Source organism: Candidatus Planktophila sp. (assembly GCF_044348745.1).
In the GTDB taxonomy this organism is placed as follows: domain Bacteria; phylum Actinomycetota; class Actinomycetes; order Nanopelagicales; family Nanopelagicaceae; genus Planktophila.
The window spans coordinates 1-18,087 of sequence record NZ_JBIKSG010000019.1; the positions used below are offsets into that span (position 1 = coordinate 1).

An 18,087-nucleotide genomic window follows, 5' to 3' on the forward strand; every position below is an offset into this window, starting at 1 on the left:
AGGTGCCAATAACTGGAGAAATAGTCACGCGAGCTGGCACTGTAATTCCAAAGATTCCAGTTCTGACACGGCACTCAATTGGATCTTGGTAGAGATATATCTGGGTTCCAGGGCACTGAACAGTTAATCTCACGCCAGATTCTTTTTTAATTTTATTACTCACTGTGTTTTCAATAAATGAGGCATTCCCTGGGGTGAATAGAAAGATCTGTATGGCCGTTGAAAGTGCGATAAATCCAAACCAGGTCGATGTGGCTTTTTTATTGCCGTCGGATCCAAAGATTTTCAGCATATTTGGGGTGTAAATAAAGTTCTTTAGGTTTCGAATAAAGAACCTGAATGTCTTATTGCCGTCATACTTAAAGGCAACCCATAAAAAGCCCATAACTGCAGATCCAAGGACAGAAACTAGTGCTGAAGTAACTATCGAGCTTGGTAGAGGTAGGAATAGTTCAAGAACAATTCCCAAGAGCGGTGCAGCCATGACGATTGATGTGAGTGAGTATTTTCCTGAGGTTCTTGAAGATGCCTGTTCAAAGGGATCGGATGATCCTGCATCGCTGCACTTATGAAGGAACTCTGCTTTCTCAAAGCACAGTGGGCAGTACTCAGCCACTATTACTTTTTCTCACTTGCTTGTTTAGGTTGCACAAAAGGATGATTGTCAGGCTCTCCATATTTGTTTGCTTCAGGTGAACCTTCCTTAGTTGCCCAGCGCATTAAAACCAGAAATCCAACAGCTGGAACGAAGATCAAAAGCCAAGACCATCCAGACTTATCAACATCGTGCATTCTGCGGGTCCATGCTGAGATTAGGGGCATCACAATGGACAAGGTGAGTATGAAATAGATAAAACTTAAAATCGCATACCAAGATCCCTCAGAAGTTTCAGATAAAAGCAAAGGCCATGCGAACAAGAATGCAGCAGCGAAACACCACCAGTATTCAGATCGCGAGGCGCGACCCTTAAATACAAAGTACTTTCTGTAACACTTTCCTACAGCTTCAAAGAAAGTCACCCTAGATACCTCCGCACAGTTGATCAAAAGCCCTTTGTCCAACAGCATCTAGGTAGATGCCTAGACCTTCAATACCTGGATATCGGAGGACGTACTTGGCTTGAAATGCCTTAACAATCTCTTCACGAGAATAGTCTCCAGATTTTGCAATCGCCTCTTTCTTTGCCGTACAGAAGGCGTTGCCAATGTTAAAGAGTTCGTTATCAGAGATGTTTAGGAGCCTGGATTTTGGATACTCGGCACGGAATTCCACTTCGTACTCAGTAATCGCCTTTAAGTAATTAGCCTTTGCAGTGTCACTTGGTGCATCTGGGTTGTTGATATACGGGCCCGGTATAGCTGGAACTGGAATTCCTCGAGCGATGTAATCAATTGACTTTAGAGCATCAAATGAGACATTGAATTGTGGATGAGTAAATTTCCAAATTGAATTAACTCCTAGATATCCCGCGTATCCCATGAGAGCGAGTAGCCCGGCTAAAACTAAGGACATGATTGAAACCTTTGTAACTGGAAGTCGAACTTTTACCTCAATAGCATTAGAGCTCTTTCCACGCTTTTGTGGTTTGGATGGCTTAGGGGCCTTTGGCGCTTTTGGTTTCTTGTTTTTAGTCACTAGTCATCCTCCTCTCTTCGATTTCAACCTGTTCTTCACCAGATGTTGGGGTGGACGCACCATCAGCAAAGATTGCAAAAGCAGAAGGATCTGACCAAGGGCTTACATCAACTCTGACTACAACATCCATCGGCATCACATCCTGTGATTTTGACTTCTCTATCTTTACCTTGGACTCACGCTCTGCAAAGTAATGCGGCACAACAGCAACCGAGCTGATTAGGTTAGCGTTATTGAGTTCTGATCTCTTATCCAAGATATTGAAATCGCCAAATGGTGCGGTTTCCTCACCCAAAATCTCAGTAAGGAATCTAATCCAGTCTTCACTGGCATCTTCGTCGAGCAACCAACTCGACTGGAACGCGATTTTATTGAAACCATCATCACGCATTGAAAGTACTTGAGGGCGTTCATCTGAATCCCAATTGGCAAGTACTTCCTTATGTAAATCCTTTATAGCTCTCACTAAACGAGCCTTACTTACTCGATGATGGATACTTGAATTACTGAATGCTTCTGATAGCAACCGTTGTGCACTCGATGCACTAACAACCGAATCTGTATCCAAACTCTTCAAAGAAAGAGAATTAGAATCCAACATCCTGCTGTCAGCATGGATGCGCGCGATTTCATTAAGTCCATTTGTTCTCCAGCCTGGAGACATCAGAACGTTCAAAGCGCGACGCCTCAATCGATTCATCTTAAATTCATCAGTATCAACTGCGCGGGCCAAAGTCACACAAGCAGGTAAGGCTGCTGGATCAAAATTAGTTGTTACCTGTGCTCTTGCGCTTACATCTGATTGCAGCTGTACGCGATATGCCTTTGCCAGAACACCAAGAATTGGCTCTACAAGTGGTTGCTGCTGTGCCAAACGAGTGTGCTGCTTGACAGAATGCTTGATTTTATCGTGTTGCTCTGAATGCTTGGCTTTAAAATGGATCAACTTCTTTTGAATTCTTGCCACATTCTTGGAATATTTCCAAAGATTTGAGATCCAAAAACCTGCAGCTATTCCAGAAATCATGATCAAGGTCTTTGACAACCCTAAGTTAAAGAAAGGAAGAAACTTCATTATCCATTCAAAACGGTTATAAGTTAGCCCTACAACCGAAGTGATGTACAAAGTAACGAGTGGAATCAACCAAGCACGTCGCGCAAATTCGCGATAAACCTTGATAGCTCCAGGGTTTACGAACTCTATGTTGTTCTCTACAAATGAAGTTGCCTCTTGTTCGGCCTTTTTGGCCTTTACTACCTCTTCATTTACACGATCAACAAGTTTCCAAGCGACAGATTTGCCTTGTTCATTTTTCCATACAGTTAAGTCAGCAAGGGCTGCGTTGAGCAGAACGTCTTCATCGATTTTATCTTTGAATCTGCGTGATGCTCTCTCGAGATATCGCTCATAAGCACTCAATCGACTCTGTGCCAATTCGTGGTCTATCTGACGTGCAGTTAATCTGCGCTTAGAAACTTTCACAATATGATCCGACAAATCACAAGGCTCATATCTTTCCTTTACAAATTCAAGTTCCTCGCGCCAGTCTGGGACCTTTAGCTGAGGAAGGATTCTTCCATCTAGTACTGATAGATCTTCAAGAAACTCTTCTTTTTCAATTTCTAGCTGAGCATTCAGAGCAGCTGCTTCGGCAGCCTCAAGTTCTTGACGAAGTTGCTCTTCGGCAGCCTCCGCCACACTTCTAGCTTTAGCCTCCTGATCCTCTGCTTCAGTTGCCTCTTCCTCCTCAGTAGCGACATCAGCATCAACTTCAGATTCCTCTGATACCTGCGGATCTTGGACTGCACTTTCAGTTGCTGACTCAGATTGCTCCTGAGTTGCATCGTGTGATTCATCAGTCACAACTTCATCCGTGGTCGATGATTCGACTTCTGCTTCTTCGCCCACTTCTTCTAATACATCATCTGACTCAGCCGACGTATCAGTCTCGATCTCATAATCCTCTATCTCAAGATCTGCAACCACATTTTCTTGAGCAGCTAGCTCTTCACTCTTTCCGAATAACTTTTTCCAGAAACTCATTTATTTGAACCGCCTTTCCGGCGGAAAATGCGTTTCCAAAAACCAACTTTCTTCGCGGAGCCATCTTCATTGAGGAATTCAGTGAGTTCAGATCCATGTGTTGGTTTTGATTTCTTGCCTGAGACTCCACCCTCAGACTTACGCTTTGCCGTATCTGTTACTGCGCGCGGAAGCTTATGGGTGTGGTTATTTTTAATCTTCTTCGCATCCTGCTCATCAGAAGTTAACTCCTTTTGAATCAGGTCAAGATCTTCGTTTACGATGCCAAGTTCAATTCTTGCTTCATTGACTAGTTTTTGTGTTTCGGATAACTGGCTTCTGGCATCAACTATCCCTGGGGCTAATTCATCAATTCTCTTAAAGATATTGGTACTGGTCTGATAGGCAGCTTCTGCATCGAGCCATCCAACTGTTTTTAAATCAACTTCAGTACCCGATTTGAACTTTTCACCGGTCCATAAGGCATCAGGATCTGGAAGTACCTGATCAACTGTTGCAAAGACTAATCTCTTCCCATCCTTCATGTCTGTCATAACTTCTGGATGATTACTAGTCGGTGCGTCGATGGCAGAAGAAATAGATTCACGCATGTGCTTCCATAAATCTGGAGTTGGCATTGGAAGTCTTGGCTTCAAAGAGGCAATCAACACATCAATAGGGGGAAGTTTTACTTGAGGTGCCAAGCGTTCTGGAACACCCTTATACAAAATCTGCTCATCTGCTTCATCATCCATCGCAATATCAATTCGATACTCAGCAGAAGCGCCGATCCATCTCGGCAATCCAGCAAGACCTGATCCCATATCACCAATTCGTTCTAAGAATCGAACGTACCAACGTGCCTTCGCAGTAGTAAATGGTGATTCTTGAAAGGGCTCATATAGAAAATTATCGCCTTCAGGAGATGGTCCACTCATGATGTATTCGACTAATTCATTCATGAAACGTTCTTGTCGTTCCGCTGCAATGGTGGCAACGTTTTGACCTTCAACTGCACTGATCTCGAAGTTTGTGTCTGAATAGTTCAACTTCTGTAATGCCCAGTGCGCCACATCGGCCGACAAGGCATCACTCGTTACCCCTCGAACAAAAACACGTTGCAAGCGAGCAAGATTCAACTGTGCTTTTTCGCTATTAATTTCAGCAGAGCTAATTGGTAACCCTGCCCACAAACCTGCAGTGGTAGCAATATGCGCCAATGCGAAACCAGTGAATCGCTCCCCCACTTTCACGAATGAATCTGTTGACAGCGGGGTGGATCTGTCTTCTGCTGCTGCAATCAAATTTGCATCCCAAAAATCACTCAGCACACCTTCGAGTAGGCCGCGTTCGTTTGTAGGTGCAATCACTAAATTGAACTTGCTAAATAGTGCGCCAGTGAGCTCAGTTCTAGATTTATCTCGCGGTTCCGGCACTGCTCGTTGGATGAATTGAGCTGCCGTCTCAGCGCCAATAGAAGTTTTTTGCATCAGTGCAGGGTCCTGCTCAGTTCTTACTGCAATAAAGCGAATCGTTTTAAACGGCTGGGAACCAAGAGTCCAAAACACATCAACTTCTTCTTTAACTGAGTTTTGCTCGGAATCCCGTCCCAACAAATATGCAGTTAGCTTGGGTGGGATCTGAAGCTCTATCTCTCTCAGTGGATCAAACTCTGGTATCTCTTCCGCAAGCATCCAAAGGGCTGGGGTTAGCAACCAGGAACGTGACCAATCTTGAGCTAAGTCAAGAATTTCACGTCCCTGATCACCACTCGGCAGCACAATGATCGATACTGCTTCGCTCTCCCATATTTTTTTAGCCATATAGATTATTCATCACTCGTGACCGAGGAAGTAATGTGCAGATCTTGAACATAGTTCAAGAGATCATCAAGTGCTTGATCGATGTCCTCTTTAAGCTCCCAGGTTTCCGGCAACTTGTGCCATGCCGCTGTTGAGTACTCTTGCCATATTCCGTTGTATTCAGACCTTAGTTGCTCAAGCGTTTCTATCAACGCGGAACCTCTATCGGGGTGTGAAGAAATGTTGGCTTGAAGCAACTTCAGAAGATTGAGATTAGCGCCAGGTAAAGAGCCATCTGTGACCCAATCCTTTAGGAAAGTAGATTGGCCAGGCATGCCAGTTGGGAGCATGTCGCCTTTTCCATTTCCATCCCACTTATCGCGATTCTTCATGGAAGTTGTTACCTCGCGTCCAAGGTATTTCAACAACTTGTAACCATTTATAAATTCAGGATTTCCTGATTTTCCAAACTCTGCAAGGGCTATACCAGCAGATACCAATAGTTGCGGAAGCACCCATGACGAACGCTTATTGTCTTCAAGATGCGTGTTCAACAAAGGACTAGGGAATGTGCTCCACCCCGGATTTTGTAACGTTGGATTCCAAATCTGCACAGTACGACCTGCAGGAACGATCTCCACCTTACGCATTCCAAATAGCGTCGCAACAAACCAACCCGTGATCATCGATCTGCGCATTTCAGTCTCGAAAGGAATCGATTCGATCAATGGACGAGTGCGTCGGCCTTTCCAGAATTGAATCCATGTCTTTGGATCATTTTTTGATTGAGCAACTTGTTGCAGAATTGGTTCCGTTAAGGAAGCGAACGCCCATGCAGGAAGTGAAGCCTGGGTCGTTGATGCTGCAAACATACTTGAATCATTGCTTCCGGCATCAAACCAGTCTTGCTCAAAACTTGGATTAGCTGGATTGAATCCACTCTGCTGCAGAACTCCCGTGCATGCTTGCCCAACGTTCGAGCTAGGGGCAAATGGAATTTTATTCGTCCTGATCATATTGCCATCAACTTTTTCACCATCAGCGGCCGCGAGTATGTGCGACATTGAATTTGGGTTAAGGAGTACCAATGGTTGGGCTAGTGCCAACATAGCTTGATATTCCTTCACAAATTTACTCTCACGTTGGTCTCTGATTTGGGGGCCTTCGCCTGCAGCACCAACAAAAGTGCGAATCGACATATTCGTGAACTTGCCGAAGGTGCTGTCTTCATGCTTCAACCAGCGGCGGTTTCGCTCCGATAGCTCTGCAATATCTGTGTGGAAATTCCACTCAGACTTACTTACAGCAGCACCCATTGTCCCTTGTGCGTCCCTGACGCTAGTAATCCATGGACTAGCAACAGTAATCAGTGTTTGCGGGTTAGCGTCGCCAGGCATTGGGTTCATTTTCTTGCCTAGAAGAGCTGAACTCACAGACTGTTGGAAGGCAGGTGCGCCCTGTGAATCTTTGCTTGCATAAAAATCATATGTCGATTCATATTCCGCTGAATCGATAAGAATTCTTTCAATAGTTCTCGCTTTGTATCGATTAGGGACTACGCCTGATGACCAATCAGGATAATTCATATATGGATTTTTGGAGCCGTTGGGCAGTAAGTCAGCTTTTTGAGCCTTGTGAAGGGTAAATCGGGAATCTGCCAGTTGCTCCTTTAGTGGAGTGATGAAGAAACTCAACATATCCTGAACAAGGGATGCCGCTAGAGCATTTACATGTGAATTTATCTGGAATTCAAGCACGCGAGTTAATGACTGACTTAACTTTTCGAAGAATGGCCCATTTTGAGTACTCACTCCGGTGAGACCATCGGCGATTTCACTTACTCGCTTATTGAAAGCCTGTTGATCAAAACCGCTGATTGCGTTTGAAAACTCATTGTGATCCCGAAGCAATTCCGGCATTGCATGATCACGAAGTTCCACTTCTAATCGCTCTGTTAGATTGGTAAGAACTGCGTATCCATTCAACATTAACTCATTGGCGATGAGATCTTTCAACTTGTCTTGAATGCTTGGTACCCACTTTTGAGCTTTACTGCTCATTTCATTTTTGACACTAGTCAAGAATTCGCTTGATTCAGTCTCCCACTCCGACCATATTGCTCTGGAAAATGTAGCAAGAGGCTTTGCCGTAGCAGATACATTCTTTTTGATGATGCCATTTACATATTGCTTTACTCGCTCTTGTGCTTGCTCGGGTAGTAATGCGTCAACAATCTGATTCTGAGATCCTCTTTCATCTAAACCTGAGTCTAGAAGGAAGTTTGGCCAGATTTCATCAGCTTTCTCTTGGATTAATTCTCTGACAGATATTCCACCCTTTAAAAGTGCAGGAGTTAGTTCTGGCCAGAGTAATTTCTCAACTTGGCGCTTGGTAAGTGCGTCGGCAACATAATCAACAATTCGATCTGCTCCCAATGTCATTCTGCCGAATCCAATTCCAGCTGCCGCTAAAGTTGGATTCTCCGCATCTTCGGGAGAGAGCCCAGAAATATCAAGGGCTGACTCATTTTGAATAATGTTTACAAAAGCTACCTTTACTAGCCACTCTGAAATTTCATCATTGGAAAATGCGCCAGCAAGCATTTCACCGATTGTGAGAAATACTTCATCCATTCCAGCGCCGTCAACACCGTTACGAATATCAGTGCCGGCACTGTTTCGTGCGCCAATAAGAATATTTCCTTTACAGCCATACTCACTTTTGCCTGAATTATTGCCACCAACTAGTCCAAGTTTTGAGTACAGGAGTTCACTTCGCTCAGAAAGTGCAATCCACTTGCTTCCTATCAGTTCATTCATTGCGCCAAGTGAGTTCTTTGAAACGTTGGCACCCAGTGCGCCTAAACTGTTAAAGACTTCGGCTGTGTAGAGGAAAGAAATGGCTTCTTGTGCCCAGTCATCTGGAGTTGCGCGCTTAAGCAGTTCGGCTACATCCATAAACATACCTGCACCTGAACCGCCGGCAATGGAAGAAATAATGAAAGCTTGCGGCTTAGTATCAGGAGTATTGGCACCCAAAGCTTTAGCAACACTTGCCAACTCTGCAAGTGCAGTAGGTGATTTCATCTTTGCGATTGCCCCCTGAATCGCTTGTAGAGTTTTTGCTGAATTGGCAACAGCGACTTGGCGACCAATGGCCCGTGTCTGTCCCGCGCCGGCACTGATCGTCACAGAAGAGGTCGCAATTCCCCACCCCGTTAGCATTTCGTGTTGATCAGAATTGGTACCTTTGCTAGTAATGCTCGCTAGCACTCTTGCAAATCCTTCTCCACTTGGTACTACAACGTGAACTTCATCTGCGGGCAACATTGGTGCTGGAAAGCTAACTCCATCAACAGTTGTATCGATTTGTAAAAATTGCCATGCAGCAGGAAGGCCGCCTTCATAACGAACAGACTCAAGCTTACGATTGAGTGCCTGCTTCATTGATCGAATAGTTTTTCCGCCCGATCCACCTAAGCCGATTATGAGTAGTGGAGTTAGCATGGCATTCCCTCTTTCTTAGTTGTTGTTACCATAGTTTTTTTCCAGAATCTGAATCTGGAGTATCGGTTTCATCTGAAAACAGGCTCTTCTTATCACTTTTGATTTCATCTTCAAAAAGGCTGCGTGGCTTATCAGATTGAACTGTCTGATCCTGCGCCTCATCTTCGTTCTTCTTTACCTTTGGCCCTTTTTTATCATTTTTCTTAGCGGTTTGCTCTAGCGCGGCTTTCTTGAGTTCGGCAAGTCTTAAAATTTCTGCGTCCAACGCCGCTTGACGGAGCTCAGAAATGTGAACACCTAAATTTGCACCTTCCACAGTGTTTTTCAGTTTCGAGTTAACATCATTCAAAGACTTTCTCCGATTTTCATAACGAGGCACTAGATATAGAGCCGTCGCGAATATCTCCCCGCTAGCAATCACAAGCTCTTCACCTTGTGTTTTTGTAGCTGAAGAAGAAAAGAGCTCTGATTTTGAAGCTGGTTCAAAGGATTCAACTTCTTGAGCCATGCGGGGAGCAATGTTTTCTGCGGATGGGAAGAAGAGCAATGCTTCCCCGGTAAGTGATCTACTAAAGAAAGCACGCTCTTGGAGAAATCCTGATCCACCGAATGTGGTCATGACGTGATTGTCCTTAATAGATACATGAGTTACAGGTTCAACAAATGGATTCCACTTCGGAGGAATCACTTCAATGTGAACATTCCCAATGGAGATTTCACGTGCGCCATTCTCAATGACTTCAAACTTAAGGCCCTCATGGGACGGTTCTAAGGAAGTAGCAAGCGTGCTCTCAACTTTACTTGCTCTTGATGCAACCTTTCCATTTTGCGAAATAGTTACAGGCTCTTCCAGATAAGCAAATTCATTGTCTGCAACCAGAAGGACCGCACGTCTACGAGCTGACGACAATAGATATAGAAATGGCAGACCTACAGTAACTAGGTAAGCCAGAAGCATTAGACCTATAAGGACTAGCCAATTCTTGTCATTATCCACATTAAACTTGAATTCTAACTGCCTAACGATTTCTTGCCCGTTTGCTGACACTTTGTACTTCATCACGCCTTGAATCTCACTTCTGCCACCAAGGTCAGTCGTGACCGACAAAACAAGTTTGTCACCAGGGTTCAGAGTTTGGCTTTCATCATTCCATGGAATCGTTAAACCATTTTCTTTTTGTATAACAAATTTGAAGTGCCCATCTCCACGTTCAGCGATGTCGTCGGCAAGAATGGAGTATCCCAAAAGCGTGACTGTTCCGCCTTGCCCCCCAGAGGTTGGCGCTTTAACAATCAAATTTGTTACTGACTTTGAATTCTTGTTTGGCAAAGTCATAAGAACACAAGGATCGTTTTCGCACGCCAAACTGGGGAAAAATCCACTTGGAATCACATTTATCTTTGCAGTAGCTGGGATTCGGTATTTACGTGAAGGATCTTTTTCAGAGACTAATACGGCTTCGAAAGACACGCTCTTATCTGTTGTGCTTGGTATGACGGTGAGGTTTGCTGAGCTCTGCCCGTTCACGCAGGATTCTTTTGGCGAGCTTGCGACTTTCGCACATATCGAAACTGACTTATATCCATTCAAGGAAAATGGAGAGCCGTCTGGGTTCACTAAGCTTGCTAGGAAACTAGCCTCTTTGCCCTCTTCGGCTTCAGGTGAAAATTGAGAAATCACGAGATTTGGTTTTGTCTTTAAAGCACCACCACTATTGGTATTTAAACCTCCATAAACAAGAAAGTCATCTGAGTTAACAGCCGGAGAAATACTCCATATACCAGCGGCATCTATTGGCTTGTCAGGGAAAATGGTTATCGTGATGATTCCAACATCGGGATCATCCTGAACTTTGCATTGAGAGCCACGATTTGAATCAGAACAAAAAACTGTTCCGTCTGGTTTCTTTATTTCCCAATTAGTCGAAGATTTTCGCGTATAAATCTCAATGTGTGATGTGCTGGGATCAACATTGAAAGTTGAGCCATTACCATTCAGATTAATCAAATTCTTGATGCTTGCAATTAGGCCAACAAATCCCCATGCCAAGTCACCAATTTCATTGGCCTCAATAACTTCGCCACGCGTCCAGCCATCTCTATTTTCACCACAATTTTCACCACGTACAAGTGGACCAAATCGAGCGGCCTTGGCAGCTTCGGTTGGCTCTTGTGGCTTAAGCAACCCTCCAAGAATAAGAATGTTGTTCTCTCTGAACCAATTAATTGAGGCATTACCGCTGGCTGCGCATATTGGTGCCGTTGGATCTGTTGGCGCTCCATCTGTAATCCAAAACATAATTGAGCAACTGCTTGTGCCGGCTAGTTTTGCTTGACCAATTCTCTTTTTGAATTGATCTTGGGCAGAGATTAAACCATTAGTCCACTGTGTTCCCGGGCTATCGTCATACACAGCTCTTTCTACAAACTCTGTTAAATCACCGTCGGAGGTGTCATCGGTCCAATCAACCCAACGATCCTTTAATTTTCCGAGCTCAACCGGGTCAGAGTTATCACCAAAATTACGAAGACTGATATTGAAAGATCTACCTGACTCTTCAGCCAAAGAACGCAAAATCTTTAGCGAACTCTTCAAAATCTTCCCACGCTTACGCTCTGGGTCGGAACCCTTATCAAATTGACGGGCTGCAGCCTCATCTGGCTTCGCATCTCTCAATGACCTTGACGAGTCCATAAGCACCAGCACATCTAAGGAAGAGCCTTCTTCCTTCAAGCATGTTTGCAAGTAACTCACATCAATCGCTGCTTGTGCCGGTGCAATACCAAAGATAGTTGTCAAGGCGACTAGTGAGCCTGCAGTTACTGTGGCGAGAAATCTCTTCGTCTTTTTCATGCCGCAAACCGTTCAGCTATTGGAAGGAAAAAGACCCAAATAGATAGGCCTGCAGAAATCAAACCTGCGAATACAACTTTTCGGAACTTGCTTTGCATTTGCTCGCCTGCATAGCTGTCGTAAGGTTCTTCTTGATTGAACGCGAGAGCGCTTGTATGCCTAGTCAAAATAATCTGCAAAATAATTATAGGAAAAAGAGCAGTGAGTAAATAACCGGCAGATCCAGTTAAAAACTGCTGCGAGTTGGAGGCAGTTTCAGAAGAAAAGATTCCGTATGCGCCGATAAATGTGCCAGATAAGACAGAAAGAAAACCAATAACGAAAAGAATCTTTGGCGGATGCTTAAGAGGGGCACCGCTTCCGTAGAAGCCATCATCAGAGGAGAAATCGGTGGCGCTCACGCTCAGTACCCCCTTTTCTGCCCCTAAGAATTACCTGGGAAAGTTAGCAGCCCAGGCTCAATCAAACAAGGTGTTCGATGGTCACAAAAGCCTATTGAGATGGTCGGGCTATAGGAATGAATGGGTTACAAACAATCGGTAAACAGTGTTAGCCACCCCTTTGATCATTAAGGAGCTGTTGTCCCCTAATGCGCCGGGATTGACCAGTCACTCATGGACGATCGGACAGGGCGGGTCATTCACTTACGTGAAGTGGATGTAATAGCCTCGCCCAAACTCACCCTTAGTGAAAGTGGCTAGTGAATCATTGACATGAAACGCATCGTATTTCTGATTGCCTGTGTGCTTGGGGCAAACCTTTTGCTGCCCAGTGCTCATGCCGAAAGTATTTTAAAGATTACGGACGGTGACACGATCCGAATTAATACTGGGCAAGATGTAAGACTGTTACAGATCGATACTCCAGAGCCGATGTCATCAGAGTGTTTTGCAAGTGAGGCCACCGCCATCCTGGCCAAGTTGATCTTTGGAAAAGAGATTCGCCTGGAATCTGAACCTGTTTCTGGAAACATGGATAGATATAAGAGACTCTTGCGATATGTCTTTGTTGGTAAGACAAATGTGAATTTGAGAATGGTTGAACTAGGTGCGGCAGCTCCATATTTTTATAATGGAGAAAAAGGAAAATACTCAACTCAGTTACTCAAGGCAGCAGAAAAAGCTAAGGCCAACAAAGTTGGGTTGTGGGGTAAGTGTCCAGGAACTCGATTGGATACTTCGCGAGGTGTAGCTACTGGCTCATCAGGGAAAGCTGCACCAAGTCCGAGTCCATCTCCAGCAACATCGGGCCAATGCGACCCTAATTACGATCCTTGCATTCCAAACTCTGTCTATGACTTAGATTGCCCTGACATTTATGACATGGGGCTATCTAGAATTCGCGTCATTGGAAAAGATGTCCATAGACTCGATCGAGATAAAGATGGAATTGCTTGCGAGGCTAAGCCTTAACAATCTGCCGTGCGTTATCCCCTAGTAGGTAGGTACTGAGTAGGTAGTACAGGCAAGAAAGACCACAACAGCAATAATTGCGGCGGTGAGAGCACCGGCAGATATGCGTTGCTGCTTAACCTTGGCTGCAATTGCAAGGCCAAGGCTAGTGAAGCTCATGATTGCTAGCAGGCCAATTTCGGATTCGAGAATGTAGTCATAGGTGCCATCACTGACTAATGCAAGGTCGTATATTCCAATCATCGCTGAAATTATTCCAAGAATGAGGGCAGCAAGAGAAAGGCCCATTGAAGTGTTTTGCACGGGCACTGGCGCTGGCTGAGAAACTGGAGGGTAGTTTGGAGGTGGCATTTTTTTCACAATGTCACGGCCACAATGCTTACAAGCAATCGCCTCTGCCTTTATGTCTTCTGCGCAAAAAGGACATTTCTTTATATCTGATTGGCTCTCCAATTGAGTACTCCCCTTTTTTTCATTGTGATTCTAGGGCGATCGGTATTGTCCCTACTTTCAATTTTCTAACACCCAAAGATGTATGTCAATGGTGGCATGGGCATTGAGTGAGTCTCTTTTTGACTAGTCTTTATACTTAGATACTCTTTCCAATAACTTTGAATAGGAATTAATGAATAGCGGTTTTGTGCGCAGAGTAGTTGCAACAAGAGTAGGTCGAGTTGTTCTTGTTGCTCTTGCATGGCTGCTCACCCGAGCGGCCTCTACTCGCACAAGTGGATTTGAAGATGGTCCAGTCCTTTGCCCCTGGCGATTGTTAACGGGCTATCCCTGTCCTGGCTGCGGAGGAATACGTGCCATGGGTGCAATTAGTACTGGGCAATTTGAACAAGCCTGGTTACTCAATCCCGTAGCTTTTCTTGTTTGTAGTGTGGCTCTTGTGTGGGCTTTTAGAATCACCCCATTAATTAAGTTTGCTCAGAAAGCATCAATAAAGTTTCGATCACAAGCATTTGCAATCCAAGTAATAACAATGGCTCTCCTCTATGCCTTTGTCTGGATAGCAGCAATTGCTAGATTCAACTCTGGTATCTTGTAGTAACTAATTTAGAGAGGTGTTCACGTGACTACTGGAAGTAATAAGCAGCAATGGTTAGTCCAAATCCCTGGTCAACCTGATTCACCCGTAGATACCTTTACCTTGTCAGCTTGGGCTAAAACAAAGGTGATTCAACCAAATACACAAGTCACTGATGTGGAAACCAATCGCACTTTTGCAGCTTCACAGATCCCTGGTGTGTTTTCCGATAAGGAATACATCATTGCGCTTTTGTTCTCAATCTTCCTTGGCTATCTAGGTATTGACCGCTTTTATATGGGCCAAGTTGGAATGGGCATCGGAAAGCTTCTCACCGGTGGTGGATGTGGAGTTTGGTGGTTAATTGACGTCATTCTGATTGCCACACGTAGTTCAAACGATTCTGCAGGACGTCCCCTTAAATAAAAAAATCTCGCCCAGCTCCTAATTAATCGCTGCTTGGCGAGATTCTTTACTAATTAAACCTTTACCTACAATTGAGCTCCGTTAAATCTCCAGTAATGCTGCCCTCAATGTATGTTTCAAAGGACAACCTTCCGGCTTGATACGGGCCTAGATAATTCAAGGTGTCATTTGAATATGAGACAACGATTCCGTTTTTCTCAATATTCATTTCTCCATAGAGCCCGTCATAGCAGCCGTTTTTCGAAACAACTTCTAAAGTCCAATATCTGCAGTCATAGCAATCATTGCCTGCACCATTGATCCATTTATATGCAACGGATTTATCCTCAGTCCACGCGTAGTAGCCATCAGGTACCCACGTGACGTCATTTCTAATTCGTTCCGCTTCAAGTTCTTCTTGATAAGCCTTCAAGGCTAACTCTGCCCTGATCGCTTCTTTTTCTGCCTTGACGTTGTTGGAGTGGATTGTGTAGCCACCCACTCCAACAACGATCAAAGTAAGAACAACAGACAGAGCAATAATGAGAGACCTTTTGCTGACGGTCTGCCCACTATTGGACTCGGGTATTAAATTGGACAAATTATTCCTTGATTACGAAGTTCGTATCTAGGCCAGAATCTGGGTGATAGCTCCAAGTGACATTGATGCCATCAAAATCAAACTCTTGCTGTCCATCATTAGATGATGTCTTCAACATTTGAGCCCATACAGTTACTGGTGCTTCAAGTGCTTCTAGGAGACACTGAACATCTCTGTAATCTCCACCGGTGTAGTCCTCTTCGCCCATGCCATCAAATACCAATGATTGTCCATCTTCGGCAAATGTGATTCCGCTAGCAACTTCTAGACCACATGATGCAACAGCGTTCGTTAGTCTCGCATCACTTCTGCCACCAACGACAAAAAATACAAGTCCTAGAACAACTACGAGTGCTGCTACGCCAGCTCCAACTTTCATGAGAAGGTCTTTTGGAACTCCGGCTGCTGCAGCTGGCTGTGAAGGCGTAGCGCCCTCGCCGTTAACATCTTCTGCAAAATTTTCTTCTGTGTTCTCGATCAATTTAATCAGTACCTTTCATCTCATAGTTGGCCGTGACCCATAAAATCACGACTAGCTCTACTGTTGGTATTTCTTGCTTAATTCTAAACCCACGCTAAGGAAGATTCAGAATTTAAAGGGTGAAATTGGAGATTTAGTTGCTTTCCTCTTCTTCGGGTGAGCACAAAGTATTCAATGTCATGAGCAATTTAAGGTCATCAAAGTTCAAATTTGAGCCTGAAGCCCATAGCAAGGCTGCCCGATAAGGCTCTGAATACTTTGGATCCTTGGCAGCAAGATCCTTCAGGATGTCTGCGGCTTCTTGGTAATACTGGGTATACAAAGGATCCTTTGACTTTATGCCTTCAGAACCTTTGTCTGCGAGAGCGCAGGCTTTTGAAACTTTGCTGGACTCTGAACCACATCCGGTTAGAACAATTGGCAATGCAACGGCCAGTATGAGTGCACTTGCTTTCAACTTTAGATTCATTTTCTTCTCCTCGTTACCCAGTGATGGAGTTTTCCGTAACTCCTGAAGGGTACTAAAGCGAGGTAATTTATTGGGGTAGGCAAAGTTAATTGATGATGAAATGACCAGTCAGGCTGGGGCAAAGTAGTGCCAGTGCCCTGGCAACGGATTGTTTTGCTGTAGACCTCACCTGCAACAGTGCGCGAATTGTGACCACCAATTTTCTTTACATGTCTAGAAAATCCTAGACAATTCTTTCTATTCAAATCGATGTGAGGGCATGGAGAGAGCGATGCGAAAAGTAAAGGCTTACGGAGAGATCCTAGAGATCCCAGATCATAGAATTTTCTGGCTATCAAAGATTGTGTATAGCTCACCCTTTGAAATAACAATTGCCTTTGTCATCCTGCTCAATGCAATTTCACTTGGCTTGCTAACTATGCCTGGAATCACTGGCAATGCCCAGACAACTTTGGAAACACTTGATCGGTATGCACTGTATGTATACACAGCTGAACTCATACTCAGAATGATCTCTTATGGCACTAAGCCTTGGGAGTTCTTCCGCAGAAGTTGGAACATCTTCGACTTCCTGATCGTCGCACTCTCCCCTATCTTTTCTGGCCAGGTTGTTGTCTTGCGATTACTACGCCTACTTCGACTCATTCGCATCTTTAGATTTCTTCCAGAGGTGCGAGTTCTGACTGTTTCAATCATCAGATCCATTCCACCCTTGTTAAGCATGGGAGTTCTCATTTTCCTTGCTTTGTATATCTATGGCATGGCTGGTGTATATATGTTCGGGGAAAAACTACCTATTCACTGGGGTGATATATCCATCGCAATGACAACCTTGTTCATTTTGTTGACCCTTGAGAACTTCCCTGTCTATCTTGAAGAAGCAGTTCTGGTCAGCCCTCTTGCTCTTCCTTTCTATCTCTCATACATCTTCATCATCGTATTTACAGTTCTCAATGTTCTGATTGGAATTGTGCTAAACGCCATGGATGAAGCAAGAAGTGAAAATCGAGAGCGAATGAACAAAATGAAGCAGTTGGATGAGATTGTCCATGAAGTTGATGAAATGACTGCCGATGGCAACGTCACTCAAGAAGAGATTGAGCACTTGAGAGAAAAACTGCGGATGTTAGAGCGGCTAGCGGCAGATAAGCCGCAGCAATAACCTCTAGCCTTTTAGTTGGGCCATCTTTTCTATAACCTGCTGAGCAGATGGGTTAGTCATCGCAGCTCCGTCACTAAAGACCAGCGTGGGTACTGTGCGATTGCCGCCATTTACCTTCTCAACTATCTCAGCCGTCCCTGGCACCTCTTCAATGTTGATCTCTTCAAAACTCACACCTAGCTCTGCTAGCTGAGATTTTAAGCGCTTGCAGTAACCGCACCAGGTTGTTGAGTACATAACAAAGGACATTGGGTTCACTTTTCCAGACTTTATGAAACCAAAGTTGATGCAAATATCTGCCAAGCAAGTGCTGATTTAGCAACAAGAGAAAGTGTTATATATGTCTTTTCTCCACGTAGGTAATCAGACCACTTTCCTACCTTCTTATATTGCAGATACTGAACAAGTGCGAAAATATTGAATAAGACAAACAGTGATATGACGATCCCCAGCACAAATGCTGGCGCTGTGGTGTCTGCGATTCCACCGATTGAGAAGACATAGAAGATAAGCCCAACCCAGGGAACAATGCCTGCGATGCAACCAAAGATAAATGGGAGCCAGCCACCATTTCCTGGGGTTTCATACTTCTCTTGTAACCAGCCAAAGAGAATCATGGATGCATTAACCCCAAAGATTGCGATGATTGCCGCGATATCTGTGACACCAACGATTTGTGCGATCAAAACGATCATCACAGAAGAGC

General features: G+C 44.4%; 18 protein-coding genes. 4 read left to right on the forward strand and 14 right to left on the reverse strand.

Annotated features, from left to right (window positions below):
- From AC9UH7_RS04205 to AC9UH7_RS04240, 8 genes are all read right to left on the reverse strand, one after another.
- Nucleotides 1–616, reverse strand: a 616-nt coding sequence (locus tag AC9UH7_RS04205) for a hypothetical protein (RefSeq protein ID WP_509595484.1), incomplete at its 3' end; no start/stop codon positions are given.
- Nucleotides 617–618: 2 nt separating this feature from the next.
- A complete protein-coding gene (locus AC9UH7_RS04210) occupies nucleotides 619–1,020 on the reverse strand; it encodes a DUF805 domain-containing protein (RefSeq protein ID WP_509595487.1) in 402 nt (133 codons plus the stop codon).
- A gap of 1 nt (nucleotide 1,021) precedes the next feature.
- The gene (locus tag AC9UH7_RS04215; protein WP_509595490.1) at nucleotides 1,022–1,636 is read right to left on the reverse strand and encodes a hypothetical protein; all 615 of its coding nucleotides are present in this window, start codon (nucleotides 1,634–1,636) and stop codon (nucleotides 1,022–1,024) included.
- Nucleotides 1,629–3,680 (reverse strand): hypothetical protein, encoded by a 2,052-nt coding sequence (locus tag AC9UH7_RS04220; RefSeq protein ID WP_509595493.1) that lies wholly within the window; start codon nucleotides 3,678–3,680, stop codon nucleotides 1,629–1,631. Before AC9UH7_RS04220 ends, AC9UH7_RS04215 begins: the two co-directional genes overlap by 8 nt.
- Nucleotides 3,677–5,482: a hypothetical protein gene (locus AC9UH7_RS04225; RefSeq protein WP_509595495.1), complete on the reverse strand. Its 1,806-nt coding sequence runs from the start codon at nucleotides 5,480–5,482 to the stop codon at nucleotides 3,677–3,679. Before AC9UH7_RS04225 ends, AC9UH7_RS04220 begins: the two co-directional genes overlap by 4 nt.
- Before the next feature lie 5 nt (nucleotides 5,483–5,487).
- Nucleotides 5,488–8,967 carry a tubulin-like doman-containing protein gene (locus tag AC9UH7_RS04230; RefSeq protein ID WP_509595497.1) on the reverse strand — a complete coding sequence of 1,160 codons (3,480 nt, stop codon included), beginning with the start codon at nucleotides 8,965–8,967 and terminating at the stop codon, nucleotides 5,488–5,490.
- Nucleotides 8,968–8,992: 25 nt separating this feature from the next.
- Nucleotides 8,993–11,821, reverse strand: a complete 2,829-nt coding sequence (locus tag AC9UH7_RS04235) for a vWA domain-containing protein (RefSeq protein WP_509595499.1) — start codon at nucleotides 11,819–11,821, stop codon at nucleotides 8,993–8,995.
- Nucleotides 11,818–12,222 carry a hypothetical protein gene (locus tag AC9UH7_RS04240; protein ID WP_509595502.1) on the reverse strand — a complete coding sequence of 135 codons (405 nt, stop codon included), beginning with the start codon at nucleotides 12,220–12,222 and terminating at the stop codon, nucleotides 11,818–11,820. The genes AC9UH7_RS04235 and AC9UH7_RS04240 overlap by 4 nt, the downstream gene beginning before the upstream one ends.
- 312 nt (nucleotides 12,223–12,534) lie before the next feature.
- Between AC9UH7_RS04240 and AC9UH7_RS04245 the strand changes: the two genes are divergently transcribed.
- Nucleotides 12,535–13,233: a thermonuclease family protein gene (locus AC9UH7_RS04245; protein ID WP_509595505.1), complete on the forward strand. Its 699-nt coding sequence runs from the start codon at nucleotides 12,535–12,537 to the stop codon at nucleotides 13,231–13,233.
- 21 nt (nucleotides 13,234–13,254) lie between these two features.
- Here the strand turns inward: AC9UH7_RS04245 and AC9UH7_RS04250 are convergent, their stop codons facing one another.
- On the reverse strand, nucleotides 13,255–13,686 hold the full coding sequence (locus AC9UH7_RS04250) for a hypothetical protein (RefSeq protein WP_509595507.1): 432 nt from the start codon (nucleotides 13,684–13,686) through the stop codon (nucleotides 13,255–13,257).
- Nucleotides 13,687–13,858: 172 nt separating this feature from the next.
- Here AC9UH7_RS04250 and AC9UH7_RS04255 point away from each other — a divergent pair, with 172 nt between their 5' ends.
- Both AC9UH7_RS04255 and AC9UH7_RS04260 read left to right on the forward strand, forming a co-directional pair.
- Nucleotides 13,859–14,284: a DUF2752 domain-containing protein gene (locus AC9UH7_RS04255; protein WP_509595509.1), complete on the forward strand. Its 426-nt coding sequence runs from the start codon at nucleotides 13,859–13,861 to the stop codon at nucleotides 14,282–14,284.
- A 24-nt stretch (nucleotides 14,285–14,308) separates the two neighbouring features.
- Nucleotides 14,309–14,689, forward strand: a complete 381-nt coding sequence (locus AC9UH7_RS04260) for a TM2 domain-containing protein (RefSeq protein WP_509595511.1) — start codon at nucleotides 14,309–14,311, stop codon at nucleotides 14,687–14,689.
- A 61-nt stretch (nucleotides 14,690–14,750) separates the two neighbouring features.
- On the opposite strand, the gene AC9UH7_RS04265 is transcribed toward AC9UH7_RS04260, so the two are convergent.
- The 3 genes from AC9UH7_RS04265 to AC9UH7_RS04275 form a co-directional block, all read right to left on the reverse strand.
- Nucleotides 14,751–15,269 (reverse strand): hypothetical protein, encoded by a 519-nt coding sequence (locus tag AC9UH7_RS04265; protein ID WP_509595513.1) that lies wholly within the window; start codon nucleotides 15,267–15,269, stop codon nucleotides 14,751–14,753.
- Between the two features lies 1 nt (nucleotide 15,270).
- On the reverse strand, nucleotides 15,271–15,750 hold the full coding sequence (locus AC9UH7_RS04270) for a hypothetical protein (protein ID WP_509595516.1): 480 nt from the start codon (nucleotides 15,748–15,750) through the stop codon (nucleotides 15,271–15,273).
- Nucleotides 15,751–15,883: 133 nt separating this feature from the next.
- Nucleotides 15,884–16,219, reverse strand: a complete 336-nt coding sequence (locus AC9UH7_RS04275; RefSeq protein ID WP_509595517.1) for a hypothetical protein — start codon at nucleotides 16,217–16,219, stop codon at nucleotides 15,884–15,886.
- Nucleotides 16,220–16,490: 271 nt separating this feature from the next.
- Here AC9UH7_RS04275 and AC9UH7_RS04280 point away from each other — a divergent pair, with 271 nt between their 5' ends.
- Nucleotides 16,491–17,381, forward strand: coding sequence for an ion transporter (locus AC9UH7_RS04280; protein WP_509595519.1), 891 nt, complete (start codon nucleotides 16,491–16,493; stop codon nucleotides 17,379–17,381).
- 3 nt (nucleotides 17,382–17,384) lie between these two features.
- Here the strand turns inward: AC9UH7_RS04280 and AC9UH7_RS04285 are convergent, their stop codons facing one another.
- Nucleotides 17,385–17,630 carry a mycoredoxin gene (locus tag AC9UH7_RS04285; RefSeq protein ID WP_509595522.1) on the reverse strand — a complete coding sequence of 82 codons (246 nt, stop codon included), beginning with the start codon at nucleotides 17,628–17,630 and terminating at the stop codon, nucleotides 17,385–17,387.
- Between the two features lie 20 nt (nucleotides 17,631–17,650).
- Nucleotides 17,651–18,087 (reverse strand): heliorhodopsin HeR (gene heR / locus AC9UH7_RS04290; RefSeq protein ID WP_509595523.1); only part of this gene is annotated, 437 nt, incomplete at its 5' end.